At 72.2% G+C, this 18051-nt stretch carries 13 protein-coding genes and 2 pseudogenes; 3 read left to right on the top strand and 12 right to left on the bottom strand.

Going from position 1 to position 18051, the window contains the following annotated elements; translation table 11 throughout:
- Nucleotides 1-311 precede the first annotated feature (311 nt).
- From V7793_RS09235 to V7793_RS09205, 7 genes and pseudogenes are all read right to left on the bottom strand, one after another.
- Nucleotides 312-1250 (bottom strand): annotated as a pseudogene (locus V7793_RS09235) (hydroxyacid dehydrogenase); the annotation flags it as partial.
- Nucleotides 1251-1281: 31 nt separating this feature from the next.
- A complete protein-coding gene (locus tag V7793_RS09230; RefSeq protein WP_336004153.1) occupies nt 1282-2847 on the bottom strand; it encodes an L-lactate permease in 1566 nt (521 codons plus the stop codon).
- Nucleotides 2844-4811, bottom strand: coding sequence for an FAD/NAD(P)-binding protein (locus V7793_RS09225; protein ID WP_336004149.1), 1968 nt, complete (start codon nt 4809-4811; stop codon nt 2844-2846). Before V7793_RS09225 ends, V7793_RS09230 begins: the two co-directional genes overlap by 4 nt.
- Nucleotides 4812-4813: 2 nt before the next feature.
- On the bottom strand, nt 4814-5821 hold the full coding sequence (sbnB, locus tag V7793_RS09220) for a 2,3-diaminopropionate biosynthesis protein SbnB (RefSeq protein ID WP_336004148.1): 1008 nt from the start codon (nt 5819-5821) through the stop codon (nt 4814-4816).
- A 2-nt stretch (nt 5822-5823) separates the two neighbouring features.
- Complete coding sequence (gene sbnA, locus V7793_RS09215; RefSeq protein WP_336004145.1) at nt 5824-6849, bottom strand: 2,3-diaminopropionate biosynthesis protein SbnA; 1026 nt, start codon at nt 6847-6849, stop codon at nt 5824-5826.
- 352 nt (nt 6850-7201) lie between these two features.
- Nucleotides 7202-7609, bottom strand: coding sequence for a MazG nucleotide pyrophosphohydrolase domain-containing protein (locus V7793_RS09210; RefSeq protein ID WP_336004142.1), 408 nt, complete (start codon nt 7607-7609; stop codon nt 7202-7204).
- Between the two features lie 380 nt (nt 7610-7989).
- Nucleotides 7990-8265 (bottom strand): DUF1876 domain-containing protein, encoded by a 276-nt coding sequence (locus V7793_RS09205; protein ID WP_336004139.1) that lies wholly within the window; start codon nt 8263-8265, stop codon nt 7990-7992.
- Nucleotides 8266-8406: 141 nt separating this feature from the next.
- Between V7793_RS09205 and V7793_RS09200 the strand changes: the two genes are divergently transcribed.
- Both V7793_RS09200 and V7793_RS09195 read left to right on the top strand, forming a co-directional pair.
- Complete coding sequence (locus V7793_RS09200; RefSeq protein ID WP_336004136.1) at nt 8407-9315, top strand: phenylalanine 4-monooxygenase; 909 nt, start codon at nt 8407-8409, stop codon at nt 9313-9315.
- A gap of 231 nt (nt 9316-9546) precedes the next feature.
- Nucleotides 9547-11406 (top strand): S9 family peptidase, encoded by a 1860-nt coding sequence (locus tag V7793_RS09195; RefSeq protein ID WP_336004211.1) that lies wholly within the window; start codon nt 9547-9549, stop codon nt 11404-11406.
- A 133-nt stretch (nt 11407-11539) separates the two neighbouring features.
- Here V7793_RS09195 and V7793_RS09190 read toward each other — a convergent pair.
- From V7793_RS09190 to V7793_RS09170, 5 genes and pseudogenes are all read right to left on the bottom strand, one after another.
- Nucleotides 11540-12094 (bottom strand): annotated as a pseudogene (locus tag V7793_RS09190) (SURF1 family protein); the annotation flags it as partial.
- A 190-nt stretch (nt 12095-12284) separates the two neighbouring features.
- Complete coding sequence (locus V7793_RS09185; RefSeq protein WP_336004134.1) at nt 12285-13352, bottom strand: hypothetical protein; 1068 nt, start codon at nt 13350-13352, stop codon at nt 12285-12287.
- Nucleotides 13349-14008: a SigE family RNA polymerase sigma factor gene (locus tag V7793_RS09180; RefSeq protein ID WP_336004131.1), complete on the bottom strand. Its 660-nt coding sequence runs from the start codon at nt 14006-14008 to the stop codon at nt 13349-13351. The genes V7793_RS09185 and V7793_RS09180 overlap by 4 nt, the downstream gene beginning before the upstream one ends.
- Before the next feature lie 281 nt (nt 14009-14289).
- Nucleotides 14290-15396, bottom strand: coding sequence for an aspartate-semialdehyde dehydrogenase (locus V7793_RS09175; protein ID WP_336004129.1), 1107 nt, complete (start codon nt 15394-15396; stop codon nt 14290-14292).
- Nucleotides 15393-16664, bottom strand: coding sequence for an aspartate kinase (locus V7793_RS09170; protein ID WP_058045511.1), 1272 nt, complete (start codon nt 16662-16664; stop codon nt 15393-15395). Before V7793_RS09170 ends, V7793_RS09175 begins: the two co-directional genes overlap by 4 nt.
- 203 nt (nt 16665-16867) lie before the next feature.
- Between V7793_RS09170 and V7793_RS09165 the strand changes: the two genes are divergently transcribed.
- Nucleotides 16868-17746: an MFS transporter gene (locus tag V7793_RS09165; protein ID WP_336004207.1), complete on the top strand. Its 879-nt coding sequence runs from the start codon at nt 16868-16870 to the stop codon at nt 17744-17746.
- The last annotated feature ends 305 nt before the right edge of the window (nt 17747-18051 follow it).

Genomic DNA, 18051 nt, shown 5'->3' with positions numbered 1-18051 from the left:
CAGGTGAGCCCGTCACGCCAGGTCAGCTCGCCGATCGCCCCTTGTTCGGGACGAAGAGGTCGTGGGTTCAAATCCCGCCACCCCGACTTCGAAACACCAGGTCAGGCCTTGTTTCTCTCACTGAGGGAAACCAGGCCTGATTTGTTTTTAGTGTGCCTGGACTGCTTGAACCGCCCGGGTGGTGATCCGGGACACATGCGCCTACGACGGGTGGGGCCGCTCTCCTCTTCTAAAGAGAGCGGCCCCACCCGTCATGCGTACGTGTCCCGGTCTCAGCTGCCCACGGCCGCGAAGGGGCGGGGCTCCGGAGCGTTGACCGCGTCCGGGACCGGGGCGCCCGTCAGGGCCTGGATCACTGATCCTGCCACCTGGGTTCCCGCCTTCTCCTGGGCCTCGTGGGTGGAGGCGCCCAGGTGGGGGGTGGCCACCACGTTGTCCAGGGCGAGGAGGGGGGAGTCGACGGGGGGCTCGGTCTCGAAGACGTCCAGGGCCGCGCCCGCGATGCGGCCGGCGCGGAGCGCGTCTGCCAGGGCGGTCTCGTCGATGATCCCGCCGCGGGCGACGTTGACGAAGTACGCGGAGGGCTTGGCCTTCGCCAGTTCCTCCTTGCCGATGAGGCCGATCGTCTCGGGCGTCCTGGGCAGGTGGACGGTGACGAAGTCGGCGCGGGTGAGGAGGTCGTCGAGGCCGGTCGTCTCGATGCCGAGCTCCGTGGCGCGCGCAGGGGTCACGTAGGGGTCGTAGGCGATGATCTCCATGCCGAACGCCGCCAGCCGCTCGGCCACCAGCGCGCCGATGCGGCCCAGGCCCACGATGCCGAGCACCTTCCCCGAGAGCTCGGTGCCCGTGAAGCGGCTGCGCTCCCAGGAGCCCTGCTTCAGGGAGTGGCCGGCCTGCGGGACGTTGCGGGCGGCCGACAGGAGCAGGGCGCAGGTCAGCTCGGCGGCGCTGACGATGTTGGCGGTGGGCGTGTTGACCACGAGGACGCCGGCGCGGGTCGCCGCGTCGACGTCGACGTTGTCGAGGCCGACGCCCGCCCGGCCGATGACCTTGAGACGGGTTCCGGCCGCGATGACCTCGGCGTCGGCACGGGTGCCGCTGCGGACGAGCAGGGCGTCGGCGTCCCGGACGGCCGCCAGGAGGGCGGCGCGGTCCGTGCCGTCGCAGTGGCGGATCTCGACCCCTTCGCCCAGGGCGTCGACTGCTGCGGGTGAGAGCTGGTCGGCTATCAGCACAACGGGGTGGGTCATGACCGTTCTTTCTGTCGGGTTCTCTCGGGTGTCACTGCCAGAGGACTGCGATGGCTCCCGTCGTGAGGAACACGAGGGCGTGCACGGAGAGCACCGTGCGCAGGACCCACCGGGTGTCGACGGGGCGGTCGGCGTCCGTGTCCGCATCCGCGGTCACGGTGGTCTGCACCACGGGGGTGGTCATCGTCCCGGTCGCCGTTCCCGAAGGCGAAGACGACGGGACGGACGTTCCGGCGGGCTCCGGTCCCTTGGACGGTGCCGCCGGGCCCGGGGCGTTCTGGGCCAGCTGCGCGGCCAGGACCACGCGGGCGCTGGAGGCGCCCGAGGCCAGGGCCGCGCTGACGTTCTGCACGGCGACGAGGTGCCCGGTGGAGTAGCCGAGCGCCTCGGCGGTGTTGGCCTGGCTGGCGGCGAACATCGCGTTGGCACCGGTGTTGGAGCCGGCGAGGAAGCCGCCGACGGCGCCGATCCAGGGGGCGAGCACGAGGTAGGAGGAGCCGATCGTGGCGCAGGCCTCGGCGAGCTCCCGGCTCATGCCGGTCACGGTGAGCACGGTGCCCAGGGTGAGGAAGACGACGGTCGTCAGGGTCACCTGCCACCAGCGGCCGAGGGCGGCGACGGCGGCCGGGCCCAGGACGGGCTCCCCGGCGCCGAGCAGCTTCGGCGTGAGGGCGGCGGTCACCAGGAGCCAGCCGCCGGGGCCGGCGACGACCGTCCACCAGCCGTCCTTGACGCCCGCCGACTCCAGGATCAGCCGGCTCACCAGGAGGCCGGCGACGAGGAAGGCGTACGGGGAGAGCGTGCGGCCGATGGGCTCGCGCCGGCCCTCCGCGCCGGCCCGCTCCAGCATCCGGGAGACCACCAGCAGGACGACCATGGTGACGAGTCCGCCGAGGACGCCGGCCAGCGGCACGCCGATGAAGGTGTTGACGGCCCAGACGGTGCCCCAGAGCGCCGCCACGGCCAGCAGCAGGTCGCCGGCCGAGGCCAGTGCCCGGCGTGCGCCGAGGGCGACGACCAGCGTCGCGGCGCCGCAGATGAGGAAGACGGGCGCGGACAGCAGGGCGGAGTCGATGCCCAGCTGCTGGAAGTCGACGTCGCCGAGTTCGGCGGCGACGAGGCTGCCCGGGGCCAGGGAGCCCCACGGCACGGTGACCAGGCCCAGCAGGCCGACCACGGCGGCCTTCGCCGGCGGCAGGCCCAGCTGGCGCAGGAGCGGGATGGCCACGATGACGCCGATGCCGAAGCCGGTGAGCGACTCGGCGAACGGCGTCACGCCGAGCATCACCAGCAGCACCGCCCGGCTGGGGGAACTGCAGGCGCTGCCTATCCAGTTGCCCATGCGGGACTGTGCGCCGGTGCGGGTCATCAGCTCGCTGAGCAGGATGCCTCCGAAGAGGATCGCGCCCAGCTCGACGATGGTCGGCAGCATGTGCAGCTGGGCGTCGCCGAGATCGCCCAGGGGGGTGCGGAACGAGGTGGCCGTGAGGACGAGAGCGGTCGCCAGGGCCGCCAGGCTTGCGTACAGGGCACGCACGCCCAGGGCGAGGAGCCCCAGCGTGACGAGGATGGGGAGGGTTGCGAGAGCAGCGTTCACGTAGCCACCTTTGCAGATGCCATCTCTGCAGTCGTCAGGGGCAGTTCGGACAGGCGCTGCGCTGCTTCGAGCATGGCGGTGACACTGCGGTGGGCGTCCATCAGGGCCCGGGAGAAGCCGCCCGGCGACGGCACGTAGTGGTTGTAGAAGGTGGTGCCTTCGGACAGCGGGCCGAGCACCCACATGCGCTCGTCCGTCTCTCCGTCGCGGCCGACCGGGTGCAGGTCGCGGGTGAGGTCGACGCCCCTGCTGCTGGCAACGGCGGGGCGGTGCCTGCGGATGGTGCCGTTGCCGGCCAGGCTCGCGAGCAGCGGGCTGCCGGTGCGTTCGACGTCGGGCTGCCCGGAGGTGGCGTGGACCAGCCAGTCAGCAGTGGCGGTGTACGGCGTGCCCAGCCGCGTGGAGGACAGCCGCCAGCGCTCCTCCTGCGCGTCCCAGGCGAGTTCCGGCTCGGGGCCGAAGGGGACGGCGGCGACGCCGGCCCGGAGCAGGGCGAGCAGCTCCTGGTGGCGGTCCAGCTGCGGACCGGTCACCGACCGGTTGAGGACGGCGGTGAAGGAACCGTAGAACTCCTCGTGGGACTTCTCGTCGAGGCCCGCGAAGTCCACGGCGCGGCGGAGCAGTTCGCGCCGGTCGCGCAGCACCTCCAGCGCCGCCTTGAGCGGGCTGCCGGACAGGCCCAGTTCCGCCTGCTCCAGGTCGTCGGCGATGCGCCCGGCGTACCAGTCCTGGTAGGCGCCGCTGCCGGTGAGTTCGCCCGTCTCGGGGAAGAGCAGTGCCTCGGGGTCCAGGACGCCGAAGTCCTCGCGGTGCACGTCGTCCAGCCGGTCCAGCTCGGTCTCCAGCCGTCCCGCCGCGAGGGCCTCGCGCAGGGCGCCGGCCGTCCGCGTCTCGGCCTCGTCGCCGCCGAGCAGCCCGGCGCAGCGCAGGTGGAACGCGACGCGCATCTCGGTGCGGACCAGCGGCAGCAGGTCGCCGTGGAGGCTCATGCCCTCCCCCGGCGCGTCGGCCCGCAGGCGGTCGACGGCCTCCGGGGTGAGCACCAGGGACGCGTACAGCGGGCCCTGGCGGTTGGCCCTGGGGCGGGCGCGGAACGGCAGTCCGGTGCGGGAGTACAGCAGGATGCGCGGCTCCGAACCGCTGGGGACGTACTGCAGGGTCCCGTCGACGGTGGTGTAGCGGCCGCCGCGGCCGAGGGTGAGCGCGGCGAGGGCGTCCATGCCGGACAGTCCCGTACCCCCGAGGGCGACGGTCTGTCCGGGCAGGATGTCCGCGAAGCGGCTCTTCGGCGGGTAGATGTCCCGGACCCTGCGGTGCTCCCCCGGCGACTGCTCCGGCGCGGGCGGGGCGGGCGGCGGGGTGTGGCCGGTGGTGAGGAAGACGAAGGGTGCCGTCAGTACGGCGCCGTCGTCGAGGACGATACGGCGGTTGCCGTCGGGCAGGACGGTCAGCTCGGTGGCCTCGCCCGTGTGGAACCGGATCTCCAGGTGGTCGGGGGCGCGGTCCACGACCCGCCGCAGGAACCAGGAGAGGTACTCGCCGAGTATGCGGCGGGGAAGGTAGTCGTCCTCGCGTATCTCGCGGCCTACGGGGCCGAGCGTGAAACCGTCCTCGGCCAGCCGGAGTCCCCGCTCGCGGACCCACTCGTAGAGGGTGGGGCCGCGGTCGCCGACGGTGTCGCCGACGGTGGCCTCCTCCGGGAACGGCGAGACCTGGTTGCAGGTGGTGTTGAGCAGCAGGTAATCGGGCTGGGCCGGGTCGTGGATGCCCCTGGCGTCGCACAGCGGGTCGACGACGTCGACCGTGAACGGCCGCTCGCCCCATGCGGGGGCCGAGGTGAGCGTGACGATCCGCTCCAGGACGCCCAGGCCGCGCGAGCCGAAGCCGATGATGCAGGCGCCGAGGTCCGTGGAGGGGGACGGGGAAGAGGAAGAGAAAGAGGGGGAGGGAAGAGGCAGGGTCATTGTCACCACCGCCGGGTCTCGCCGAAGAAGTCCGGGACGTCGACGGTCTCGCCGCTCTCCCGCGCCGTGCGGTAGACGTGCATGCCGACGGCCAGGTCGAGGACGCCCAGACCGAACGGGGAGAAGATCACCGGGCGGTCGCGGTCGGGCTCGACGTCGCCGAGGATGACCTCCGCGAGCGTCCCGTCGATGAAGTCGCGGTGCCCGTACTTCTGTTCGGCCAGGTGCGGGGAGGTGTTGGCCGTCATGCAGTGGCCGATGTCGTCGAGGATGTTCTGCGCGCCGAGGATGATCTCCGGGCCGATGTCGCGCAGCGAGACGTTCAGCACGACCTGGCCGGCGGTGAAGGTGGCGGCGTCGGTGACGTAGGGCTCGCCGGCCGTCGTGGCGAAGACGATCAGGTCGGAGCCGGTCAGGGCGGCCGTCAGGTCGTCCTCGGTGGTGGTCCGGTAGCCCAGGGACGAGCCGGCGTACTCGGCGAAGGCCTTGCTGTACTCGGGCAGCCGGTCGTGGATGACCAGTTCCTCCACGGCCCACTCCTGGGCGGTGAAGAACTCCAGGATGTTGCGGGCGATGATGCCGGCGCCGACGATGGTCAGCCGCCGGGCGGTGCGCCCGCCGGTCAGCTGCTCCGCGGCCAGGACCGCGGAGGCGGCGGTGCGGGCGGCGCTGATCTGGGAGGCCTCGAGGCAGGCGAAGGGGTAGCCGGTCTCGTAGTCGTTGAGCAGCAGGGCGGCCGAGGCGCGCGGGACGCTCTTGTTGATGTTGCCGGGGAAGCTGCTGATCCACTTGATGCCGGCCACGTCCGTCTTGCCGCCCAGGTAGGCGGGCAGGGCGATGATGCGGCTGTCGGGCTTGTCGGGGAAGCGCAGGAAGTAGCTGTTGGGGTTGACCGACTCGCCCGCGTGGTGGGTCAGATAGGTCTCGCGCACCTCCGTGACGATCTGCTGCCGCGTGCGGCCGATGATGTCGCGGGCGGTCTTTCCGCCGATGACGCTGAACTCGAACATTGTTATCCCTTCAGGGCCGGCACGCCGGTGCCGGGCATCGAATGCGGTGAGGTGGCAGAGTGACCGCGCTGGTGCGGCACCGTGACGTCGGCGCCGAACCGTTCCTGGACCCATGTGTCGTCGTAGATGGTGCTGAGGTACCGGTCGCCGAAGTCGGGCGCGATGGCCACGACGCGCGCGCCGGCGGGGATCTCGTCCCGCCGGCCTTCGACGGCGGCCAGTACCGACCCGGTCGAGCCGCCCGCCACGATGCCCCGCTGGGCGGCGAGGCGGCGGCACATGCGCACCGCCTCGGCCTCGGGGACCATGACGGTGTGCTCGATCTGCTCCGGGTCGAAGATCTCGGGCCGGCGGCTGGTGCCCAGCCCCGGTATGTAGCGCCTGCCGGGCGGGTTCCCGAAGGTGACCGAGCCGACGGTGTCGACGGCGATCACGCGGGTGTGCGGGGAGTGCTCCCGGAAGTACGCGACGCAGCCCATCAGCGTCCCGGTGGTCCCGGCGCCGACGAAGAGGTAGTCGACGTCCAGCCCCTGCTTGACGATGGCGGCCGCCGTGCGCTCGTAGTGCGCCTTGGGGTTGGCGGGGTTCGCGTACTGGTTGGGCCAGACCAGCCCGGGGTCCTCGGCGAGCCGCCGGTGGATGTAGTCGATGCGGGACTGCAGGAAGCCGCCGTTGGCGTCCCGCTGGTCGACCGAGACGACCTGCGCGCCGAAGGCCTTCATCAGCGCGATGCTGAGGGCGGACGTATTGGGGTCGACGACGCAGGTGAAGCGGTAGCCGCGGGCCGCGCACACCGAGCTCAGCGCAATTCCCAGATTGCCGGAGGAGGATTCGATGACGTGGCCGCCGGGGCGCAGGACCCCGCGGCTCTCCGCGTCCTCAAGGAGGCCGACCGCGGCCTTCATCTTGATGGATCCGGCCGGATTGAAGCCCTCCAGCTTGAGCAGGACATCGACCCCCGATATGAAACCGGACAGGTCGAGGAAGACGTCGTCCAGGATCATCTCGTGCGTGCTCTGATAGATCATTGATTGATCGCCTCGTATTTCCGCGGGTGGGCACGGGAAACGACGGCACCCCGACAACTTTCCGGAGCCTTTTCCTTGGGGCGCTCGGGGGAAGGGGGTCTCGCGGTGGCAGGCCGGGCCGCCACTCCCTGCGTCCAACTCTGCCCGGGTAGGACCTTGTTGACCATGAGATGTCCATGGCGAGAAGTCGTCGGCGACTTGTCGTCACCCCCGTCAGGCTGTTTGGTCCTGACAGGGGCGGTGGGGCGGGGGCGTTGCGCCAAGAAAATGACCGGCCGCCCGGGGCGGGCGGCCGGTCACTTCGCTGTGAGCGGCTGGTGAGCGTACGTGAGGGCTACGGGGGAGGCCGGCGTCAGTCCCCGGGCTCGTCCGGCCAGCCCTGGCTGCGCAGGACAGCGGACACGTCCGGTGCCCGGTAGTGCTCTCCCTTGAGCACCTTTCCGTCGGCCCGGCGGGACGCCTTGCCGTCGGGGCCCAGCTTGGTCATGTTCGAACGGTGGATCTCGGCGATCACCGCGTCCAGGTCGATGCCGTGGACGAGGGCCGTGCCGTAGGCGACGTAGACCACGTCGGCCAGCTCGTGCGCGAGCTTGTCGAGCGGGCCCTCGACGGCGACCTCGGCGACTTCGGCCACCTCTTCGGCCAGCAATTCCTGGCGGTGGGCGGCGAGATCGGCGGGAACCTCCGTGGGGATCGTACGGGCATCGAGTCCGCAGGCGAGGTGGAACTCGCGCACCGATGCGGCAGGTGAGTGCTTCATCCGCCCGAGCCTACGAGCCACCTGGGCCTACGCGTCGGCGGACGCCCAGAACGCTGCTGCCGGGGTAGAGCGCCTCGTGAGCCGCTTTCGGCCGCCGATGCCGCCCTCGGCATCGGGGGGCCAATAAGCGAAGGCGCTCTCTCAACTCGCCTTGCATTGCCGCCGATTCGGCGCGGATGCGGCCTGCCTCTCGACTTTTTGCCACGGCACGCAGAAACCCGCCCCGGCGCGGAGCCGGGGCGGATTCTGCGGCCGGGAGGCCGGGTTCGGGAAGCGTCCGGGTTCGGGAAGCTCCGGGTTCGGGAAGCTCCGGGTTTCGGGAAGCTCCGGGTTTCGGGAAGCTCCGGGTTTCGGGAAGCTCCGGGTTTCGGGTTCAGGGGCTAGCCGAGCGATCCCTTGACCGGCTCGTGGGTGTGCGACTCGATGTCGCGGGCCGCGCTGTCGAGCAGCTTGTTGGTGAGATCGGAAAGGGCGCGGGCGGCCGCGAGTTCGTCGCCTATGGCGGGGTCGTTCTGGTCGGCCGGATTGCACCGGGCGACGCCATGACCCATCAGCCGCCGCTCCCCTCCCTTGCCGATCAGCGTCGCATCGGCGGTGACCTTACGGCCCTCTTCGGTGATCTCGATCTGGGCGTTCCACGCCGTTTTGGTCGTCATGGCAAACCTCCTGTACCAGAGCGCACAGCACACACCTGGGCCCACTGTCCACGCTGGCACCGGTAAGGCCCCGCCGCATCTCAGGGCCCCGCCCGGCCCGAGGAGGTTACCCTCTGCTCCCCCCTGGGCACCCTGTGTTTCATGAGTCAACTCTGGTCACGCACGCCGGTGACGCCGGGAGGCAGGCTCGGCCCGGCGGCGCAGCATCCGGGGCGGTGCGACAGCCGGTACCTGCAGCGGCGGAAAACCCTGGTGGAGACGGCCCGCGGTCATCGCGTGGGCGACCCGTCGCCGACGGTGGACTACACCGAGGACGAGCACGCGACGTGGCGCACGGTCCACGGCGCGCTGGGCAAGGCGCACCGGGCGCACGCCTGCCGGGAGGTGCTGGACGCCGCGGAGGAGGCTCCCGTGCCGGCCGACCACGTACCGCAGCACGCGGAGGTCGGGGCGCGGCTGAAGCCGCTGACGGGGTTCGAGTTCACGCTCGCGGGCGGGTTCGTGGAGAACCGGCGCTTCCTCGGCTCGATGGAGCGCGGCTACTTCCACGCCGTGCAGTTCGTCCGCCATCCGTCGGTGCCGCTGTACACGCCCGAACCGGACGTGATCCACGACGTGTTCGGCCACGGCATCCACCTGGCGTCGCCCGCGTTCGCCGAGCTCTACCGCATGTTCGGCCGCACGGCGACGCGCCTGACCACGCCCGAGGCCCTCGACGTCATCAGCCGCGTGTACTGGTTCACGCTGGAGTTCGGCGTGATGGCGGAGGAGGGGGCGGCCGGGAGCGGGGCGGGTGGTGTCAAGGCCTACGGTGCGGCGCTGCTGTCCTCGTACGGGGAGCTGGAGCGGCTGGGCTCGTGCGAGGTCCGGGAGCTGGACGTCCGGGCCATGGTCGCCACGCCCTACCGGGTCTCGGGCTACCAGCCCGTGCTGTTCGGCGCGCGGGGCATGAACCACCTCGCCGACACGCTCGCCGGATTCCTGGAGGACTTCGACGACGGCACGGCCGACCGGATGGGCCTGCGCCCGGTGCCGGGCGACCGGTCCTGAGCCCGCGCCCGGGGGGCGCACCCGAGCGGAAGGGCGCCGTCCGGAACAGAGTTATCCACAGGCTGCGGCCGCCCTCGGCGCGATGTCCCCGCTCCGTCGCAGAATGGGGCCATGACTGAGAGCAACGGGTCCGAGCAGAAGTCCGGGCAGAAGGACGAGGGGCCCGCCGTCGCCCCGCAGGGCACGGCGGCGGTGCCGACCGCAGCGGCCGTGCCGGATGCGGCGGCGGCCGTGCCGGATTGGGAGAAGCGCTTCCGGGCGCCGCGCGTCGGGCTGCCGAGATGGGCGAAGGACGCCCCCGACCGCGCACTGTTCGTGTCCAACGTGACGGGCACCTTCGAGGTGTACGCGTGGGACCGCGCCACGGGCGCGCAGCGCCAGGTGACCGACCGGCCGAACGGCACGACGGGCGGGGTGCTGCCGCCCGACGGCGAGTGGATCTGGTGGTTCGCCGACAAGGACGGGGACGAGTTCGGCGTGTGGATGCGCCAGCCCTTCCACGGCGGGGCCGACGAGCCCGCCGTGCCCGGTCTCGAGCCCTCCTACCCGGCCGGCCTGGCCCTGGGCCGGGACGGCACGGCCGTGGTCGGCCGGTCCACGGACGAGGGCGGGTCGACGGTCCACGTGGCACGGCCCGGCGCCGGGCCCGTGGAGATCTACCGCCACGCCGAGTCCGCGGGGGTCGGCGGCATGTCGTACGACGGCACTCTGATCGCGATCGAGCACACCGAGCACGGCGATGCGATGCACTCGGCCGTCCGCATCGTGCGGCCGGACGGCAGCGCCGTCGCCGAGCTGGACGACACCCGCGGCGGCACCGAGGAGCTGGGCCTGGCGGTCATGGGCTTCGCGCCCGTGCCCGGGGACTCCCGGCTGCTCGTGGGGCACCAGCGGCGGGGCCGCTGGGAGCCGATGCTGTGGGACGCGGCCACGGGCGAGGAGACGGCCCTCGCCGTCGACCTGCCGGGCGACCTGGACGCCGGCTGGTATCCGGACGGCTCCGCGCTGCTCGTCGAGCACAGCCACCAGGCCCGCAGCGAGCTGTGGCGCTACGACCTGGCCGATGCCTCGCTGACCCGCCTGGACACCCCCGTGGGCACGGTGTCGGGCGCCCTGCCGCGGCCGGACGGCAGCGTGGAGTTCCTGTGGTCCTCGGCGGCCGAGCCGTCGGTCGTGCGGTCCACGAGCGGGCAGGTCGTGCTGGATCCGCCCGCGCTGCCGGGCGGGGTCGGCCGGGCGCCGCGGTCCGTGCCGGTCCGGGACGTATGGGTGGACGGGCCGGGCGGCAAGGTGCACGCCCTGATCCAGGTGCCGGAGGGCACCGGGCCCTTCCCCGCGGTCTTCGACGTCCACGGCGGTCCGACCTGGCACGACAGCGACGCCTTCGCCGCGGGCCCCGCCGCCTGGGTCGACCACGGCTACGCGGTCGTCCGGATCAACTACCGCGGCTCTACGGGCTACGGCCGCGCCTGGACGGACGCGCTCAAGCACCGGGTGGGTCTCATCGAGCTGGAGGACATCGCGGCGGTCCGGGACTGGACGGTCTCCGCGGGGATCGCCGACCCCGAGCGGCTGGTGCTGGCCGGGGGCTCGTGGGGCGGCTATCTGACGCTGCTCGGCCTGGGCACCCAGCCGGACGCCTGGGCGCTGGGCCTGGCCGGCGTGCCCGTGGCGGACTACGTGACGGCCTATCACGACGAGATGGAGGCCCTGAAGGCCCTGGACCGCACGCTGCTCGGCGGCACCCCGGAGGAGGTGCCGGAGCGCTACGCGGCGTCCTCCCCGATCACGTACGTCGACGAGGTGCGGGCGCCGGTCTACATCTCCGCGGGCATGAACGACCCGCGGTGCCCGATCCGGCAGATCGAGAACTACGTGGAGCGGCTGGAGGGCCGCGGCCACCCCCTGGAGGTCTACCGCTACGACGCGGGACACGGCTCCCTGGTGGTGGAGGAGCGGATCAAGCAGCTCCGGCTGGAGATCGCTTTTGCGGAGCGTCATCTGGGCCGTCGTCCTGCCCAGGACCGCCAGGAGCCCCTCCCGAGCCGTCCGGAGCCTGCCCCGGCCCGTCCGGAGCCTGCTCCGGAGTGATGCCGAGGGCCAGGTCTCGCGCGGCCTCCGCCTCGCGGCGGAAGAGCCTGGCCCACATGAAGAGCACGAAGCCGGCGAAGACGAACCACTCACCGGTGTAGCCGAGGTTCTGGAAGGCCTTGAGGTCCAGGCCGCTGTTCGGGGCGGCGGCCGGGGGCACCGGGGTCATGGCCCCGGGCGCCTCGGTGGCGGTGATCCACGCGTCGTACACCCCGTACGGCACGAGGTTGACCAGTGAGGCGGCGCTGATCACGCCGACCTGGCCCTCGGGCAGGCCGCCGCTCGCGTGCACGCCCTTGGAGCCGGGGCTCTCCGAGGACTGCAGGGCGCCGGTGACCGTCACGCGGCCGGCCGGCGGGGCGGGCACCCCAGCGGTGTCCGCCTTGGAGGCCGCGTCGCCGGGCAGCCAGCCCCGGACGACGGGGAGGGCCTTGCCGTCGTCGGTGCGCAGCAGGGTCAGCACGTAGAAGCCCCGGCGATCGTCCAGGCTCCGCTCCGGCACGAGCAGCTGGTGCCCGGCGTCGTAGCGGCCGGAGGCCGTCGTCCGGCGGCCGGAGGTCTCCGTCGTCACCGGGAGGAGGTCGCGCAGGGGCTCGGCGTCGGCCTTCCGGGCGTCGTCGGCCTGCGTCTGCTGCTCGCGGTGCGAGTCGACGCGCGTTTCGAAGCGGCCGAGCTGCCAGCTGCCCATGAAGAGACAGAAGGGGATGGCCACCACGGTGAAGACGTTGATCGCCCACCAGCGGGGAGTCAGCAGGAACCGATACACACCACCACGGTACGGGCACGCCCGTCGCGGCGGTCACCGCCCCCTGCCGGAGGCGCCACCGGCACCGCCACCACCGGAGGCACGGGCGTCCCGGCAGGCGCCACGAAAGGCGTCAGCTCGCGGTGACGATCGGCCCCGTCCGGTAGACGGTGCCGGCGCAGGCGTCGTCGATCTTGGCGTCGGCTATGGCCGGCTCGCCGACGTCCGGGGTGTGGCTGAGCACGACGCTCGGCGGCGGCGTGGGCGGGGGCGAATCCGGCACGCTCGGCTGCTGGGCGGCCGCGGTGCCACTGGCCGGGGAGGCGCTGGCGCCGCCGCCGCCCGCGGAAGGCGCCGGAGAAGCCCCGCCGGTGTTTTTGGCACAGCTGCTGCGCGCGCCGTCGGCCGTCGGGATCCAGGCGAACTTCACCTCGTACGCCTGCCCGGGCTGGAGGATGACCTCGCTGGGCTCGGTCGTGGGGTCGGGCAGGCCGGTCGCGGCGTCGCCCGGCGTGTGGTCGACGACGGAGACGCGCCCGCTCTCGGCGCTGCCCCGCGGGCTCGCGGCGACGGTCCCGGGCCCGCCCACCGTGCAGACGGCGCGGGAGACGTTGACCACGCGGAAGGCGCCGTAGACGCGGCCGTCCCGGTCGGCGGGGCCGACGGAGCCGCTGCCCTTGCCGAGCTGGTCGCGGTCGCAGATCGGGGAGACGGCGGCGAAGGTGTTCGTGGGCGCGGGAAGGCTGCCCGCGGGGGAGGAGGCGGCGGGCTTGGGTTCGTTGCCCTTGCTCCCCTCGTTCTTGCGCTGCTCCCGCTTCTCGTCGTGGTTCCGGGCCTCGCCCTGCTCGGGCCGGCCCCCGCCGTCGCCCACCCCGTCGGGCTCGGCGCCCGGCTCCTCGGGGCTGTGCTGGGAGCTGGCCGTATTGGCGTGGCGCTCCTCGACCTCGTCGCCGGTGGTGGCGACGTGGACGACCGCGGGCAGGGCCGTGCCGCCGAGGATCAGCGCGGCCGCGGCGCCCACGAGGGCATGCCTGCGGCGGGTGCGCCGGGCCGGCACGGCGCGCCGGATGTGCTCCAGCGCGTCGGGAGCGGGCTCGATGTCCCCGACGGCGCCCTGCAGGAGCTGCCGGAGCGACTGTTCGTCCATGCCGCCGCCACGCTCGTCGTCGGGACCGGGCCCGTCGTAGGGGGGGCGGTTCATGCCGGAGCCTCCATGGCGACGCGGAGCGCCGCGATCCCCCGCGACCCGTACGCCTTGACCGAGCCGAGGGAGAGGCCCAGGGTCTCGGCGACCTGGGCCTCGGTCATATCGGCGAAGTAGCGGAGGACGAGGACTTCACGCTGCCGGCGTTGCAGTCCGCGCATCGCTTTGATCAATTGGTCGCGCTCCAGCTGTTCGTACGCTCCCTCTTCGGCGCTCGCCATGTCGGGCATCGGCTTGGAGAGCAGCTTCAGCCCGAGGATGCGGCGGCGGAGCGCCGAGCGGGACAGATTGACGACAGTCTGCCTCAGATAGGCGAGGGTCTTCTCCGGGTCCCGGACCCGGCCGCGTGCGGAGTGCACCCGTATGAAGGCCTCCTGGACCACGTCCTCGCAGGAGGCGGTGTCGTCGAGGAGCAGCGCGGCAAGGCCGAGCAGGGAGCGGTAGTGGGCCCTGTAGGTCTCGGTGAGGTGGTCGACTGTGGTGCCCGCTGCCATTGCTTCGTCAGCGTCCCCCCGCTGGGGCGGGAGCTGGGCGGCGGTGCGGGCGGCCGGCCAGGGAGCGATCACCGGCATGCCGCCCGACGGGTGCGAGCGCGGGCGCAGTGCGCTGCCGCCGCGCCTCGGGGCGGTTGCGATGCTGATGACCTCTGCCACGCCTGTTGGACACGCTTCCCCCCGTCAGGGTTGTACACGCGAGGCGCCGCGTCTGACGATGCGCCGCGTGACGATGCGTCATATGCCCTCATGCGTACCAGCTCTTCCTCAATGCCCCGGTTCTATTGCCGCCCTGAGAGACGGCAACAGAGACGCCCCCCGGCCGCCGGCGGTTGCAGTGGGCGGGGAGCGCATCGTCGAACACTTCATCTGCCCAGTTCAAGAGGTCTGGACCAACGACTTGATCACAGGACCTTCAAGACCTTCACCAGTTCTCCAGATTAGGGAGTGCTCAGCTCCGCCGCCACGCATTCGGCGACCTGAGCCGTGTTCAAGGCCGCCCCCTTGCGCAGATTGTCACCGCATACGAAGAAGTCGAGCGCCTTCGGGTCGTCCATCGACCGGCGCACCCGCCCCACCCAGGTGGGGTCCGTGCCCACCGCGTCGGCGGGCGTGGGGAACTCCCCCTCGGCCGGGTCGTCCACCAGCACGACCCCCGGCGCGCTCGCCAGGATCTCGTGCGCCTGCCCGACCGTGACCTCGTTCTCGAAGCGCGCGTGCACGGAGAGGGAGTGCGTGGTGATCACGGGGACCCGTACGCACGTCGCCGCCACCCGCAGGTCCGGCAGCCCCAGGATCTTGCGGGACTCGTCTCGGATCTTCAGCTCTTCGGAGGACCAGCCGCCCTCCCGCAGCGAGCCTGCCCAGGGCACCACGTTCAGCGCGAGGGGGGCCGGGAAGGGGCCCAGCGCGTCGCCGACCGCCCGGCGCACGTCGCCGGGCTGCGTACCAAGGGAGGAGCCGGCCACGGCGGCCAGCTGCGCGCGCAGCGCGTCCACGCCGGCCTTGCCCGCCCCGGAAGCCGCCTGGTACGAGGAGACGACCAGTTCGCCCAGCCCGAACTCGGCGTGCAGGGCCGCCACCGCGACGATCATCGACAGCGTGGTGCAGTTGGGCGTGGCGACGATGCCGCGCGGGCGCACCCGCGCCGCGTGCGCGTTCACCTCGGGCACCACCAGCGGCACGTCCGGATCCATCCGGAAGGCGGCGGAGTTGTCGACGACGACCGTGCCCTTGACCGTCGCGATCGGCGCCCACCGGGCCGAGACCTCGTCCGGCACATCGAACATCGCGACGTCGACGCCGTCGAAGACCTCTTCGCTCAGCGCAAGGACCTCGGTCTCCTCGCCGCGCACGGTGAGCCGGCGCCCGGCCGAGCGCGGGGAAGCGACGAGACGGATCTCGCCCCACACGTCCGCACGCTGCGAAAGGATCTCCAGCAGGACCGTGCCGACGGCGCCGGTGGCGCCGACGACGGCGAGCACCGGCTTACGGCCCGCACCGGCACCCGGGAGGGTGGCGGTACGGGCCGCGGGGCCGGCGGTCATCGCCCGGTGCCTCCGTAGACGACGGCCTCGTCGTTCTCGCTGTCCAGGCCGAAGGCGGAGTGCACCGCCCGGACGGCCTCGTTCACGTCGTCGGCGCGGGTGACGACCGAGATGCGGATCTCGGAGGTCGAGATCAGCTCGATGTTCACCCCGGCGTTCGACAGCGCCTCGAAGAACGTCGCCGTGACGCCCGGGTTGGTCTTCATCCCGGCGCCGACGAGCGAGATCTTCGCGATCTGGTCGTCGTAGCGCAGCGAGTCGAAGCCCACGCGCTCCTTCGTCCGCTCCAGCGCCTCGACGGCCTTGCGGCCCTCGGTCTTCGGGAGGGTGAAGGAGATGTCGGTCAGGCCGGTGGACGCCGCGGAGACGTTCTGCACGACCATGTCGATGTTGATCTCGGCGTCCGCGATCGCCCGGAAGATCGTCGCGGCCTCACCCGGCTTGTCCGGCACACCGACGACCGTGACCTTGGCCTCGGAGGTGTCGTGCGCGACGCCCGAGATGATCGCCTGCTCCATCGGCTGGTCCCCTTGCGGTTCGTTGCTGACCCAGGTGCCCTGGAGCCCCGAGAAGGACGAGCGCACGTGGATCGGGATGTTGTAACGGCGTGCGTACTCGACGCAACGGTGCAGCAGCACCTTGGAACCGGAGCTCGCGAGCTCCAGCATGTCCTCGAACGAGATCCAGTCGATCTTGCGGGCCTTCTTCACCACCCGCGGGTCGGCCGTGAAGACCCCGTCGACATCGGTGTAGATCTCGCAGACCTCGGCGTTCAGCGCGGCGGCCAGGGCGACGGCGGTGGTGTCCGAGCCGCCGCGGCCCAGGGTCGTGATGTCCTTGCTGTCCTGGGACACGCCCTGGAAGCCGGCCACGATCGCGATGTTGCCGGAGTCCACGGACTGCTGGATGCGGCCCGGCGTGACGTCGATGATGCGCGCCTTGCCGTGGACCGCGTCCGTGATGACACCGGCCTGGCTGCCCGTGAAGGACTGCGCCTCGTGGCCGAGGTTTTTGATCGCCATCGCCAGCAGCGCCATGGAGATCCGCTCTCCGGCGGTCAGCAGCATGTCGAACTCACGACCGGCAGGCATCGGCGAAACCTGCTCGGCGAGATCGATCAACTCGTCCGTCGTGTCACCCATCGCGGAAACCACGACGACCACCTGGTGGCCGTTCTTCTTGGCTTCCACGATTCGCTTGGCAACCCGCTTGATGCCTTCGGCATCGGCAACGGAGGAGCCTCCGTACTTCTGCACGACAAGGCCCACGTGCGCTCCTCGCAGCTCTGTGTAATGCGGTCGGCTCAGTCTAACGAGCGGTCGGAATCAGCCATGCCGATATCGCATGGTGAGACGTGTCGACCGCGCCGTGATCGCGGACGGTGCTCCCTCGGACCGCCCGCGCTCGCTTCTTCCCTCTACGGCCCGAGCCACTCACTTTGTGAGCTGCACCATACGGGGTCCGCGGCGCGCTGCGCGTCGGCCCCCGGCTCCCGGAGCCCGTAGAGCCCGTAGAGCTCCCCCATGGCTCCCATAGCCCCCAGCCCCGGGTTGGCGGGCGACGGCCTGCGGTCGCGCGCCGTGTCGCCGCCGCGCTCTCCGCCTTCCTCCTGCTGCTCGTCGGCCCCACCCTGCGCCTGCGGGTGTGGTCCTACGGCGCCCTCGCCGCGGTGCTCCTGGCCGCCACCGCCGCGCACGTCCGCCGGTTGCGCGCCCCCGGCCGTACGGGCATGGTGCCCGCGGACTTCGCCGTCCGCCCGGCCCAGCGCAACGCGGGCCTGGTCACCATCGGCGCGGCCGTGACGCTCTACGCGTCGGTGACCCTGCTCCCGCTCGCCCTCACCGCGTCCGGCAGCACCGGCAGCGGCACCGCGGGCCTGCTCGTCGCCCCCGGCGCCCTGGGCTGGGTCGTGGGCTCGGCGCTGACGGCCCGGCTGCTGCAGCGGCACTCCGCCCGGACGACCGCGATCGGCGGCGCGTTCCTGCTGGCGCTCGGCAGCGCCGTCCTGGCCCTCTTCCCCGGTACGTCGGTCACCGGCGCCGCCGGCGCCGAGCTGCTGATCGGGGTGGGGACGGGCCTGGTGACCTCGACCGCCCTGGTCCACGTCCAGAACGCGGCCCCGGCCCATCTGATGGGCGCGCACACCTCCACGGTCACGCTCCTGCGGAATCTCGGCGCCGCCATCGGCGTCAACCTCCTGGCGACCGTGCAGACCACCGCTGCCCGCAGCCTCGACGGCCCGCACGCCGACGCCGACGCCTACCGCATCGCCTTCGCCGTCCTCACCGCCCTCGCCCTGCTGACGGCACTGGCCGCGGCCCGGCTCCGGCAGACGCGCACGGCGGGCTGATGCGCACAGCGGACTGACGCGTACGGACTGCCCAGCACAGCGCATCGAGCAGACCGGTCATGCCCCCGCGGGGAGCCGAGCACCAAGGCTCCCGGGCGGGGGCGGCACGCTTCCGGCGGAAAAACCGTCCACCAGGGCAAGAGCCCTTTCACCGAAGGAACCGCCATGACCTCACGGCCCCGCAGTCTCCTCACCCTCACCACCCCCGACAGCACCCTCCGCCGCGCGGCCGCCATCACGGCGGCCCGGCTCGCGGCGCTGCTGCCGCCCGGCTGGTACGCGGACCTGCACCTCACCTGGGACGG

Source organism: Streptomyces sp. KLMMK (assembly GCF_036961605.1).
Taxonomy (GTDB): domain Bacteria; phylum Actinomycetota; class Actinomycetes; order Streptomycetales; family Streptomycetaceae; genus Streptomyces; species Streptomyces telluris.
The sequence above is the reverse complement of the archived record's forward strand: the minus strand, read 5'-3'. Positions and strand labels throughout refer to the sequence as shown.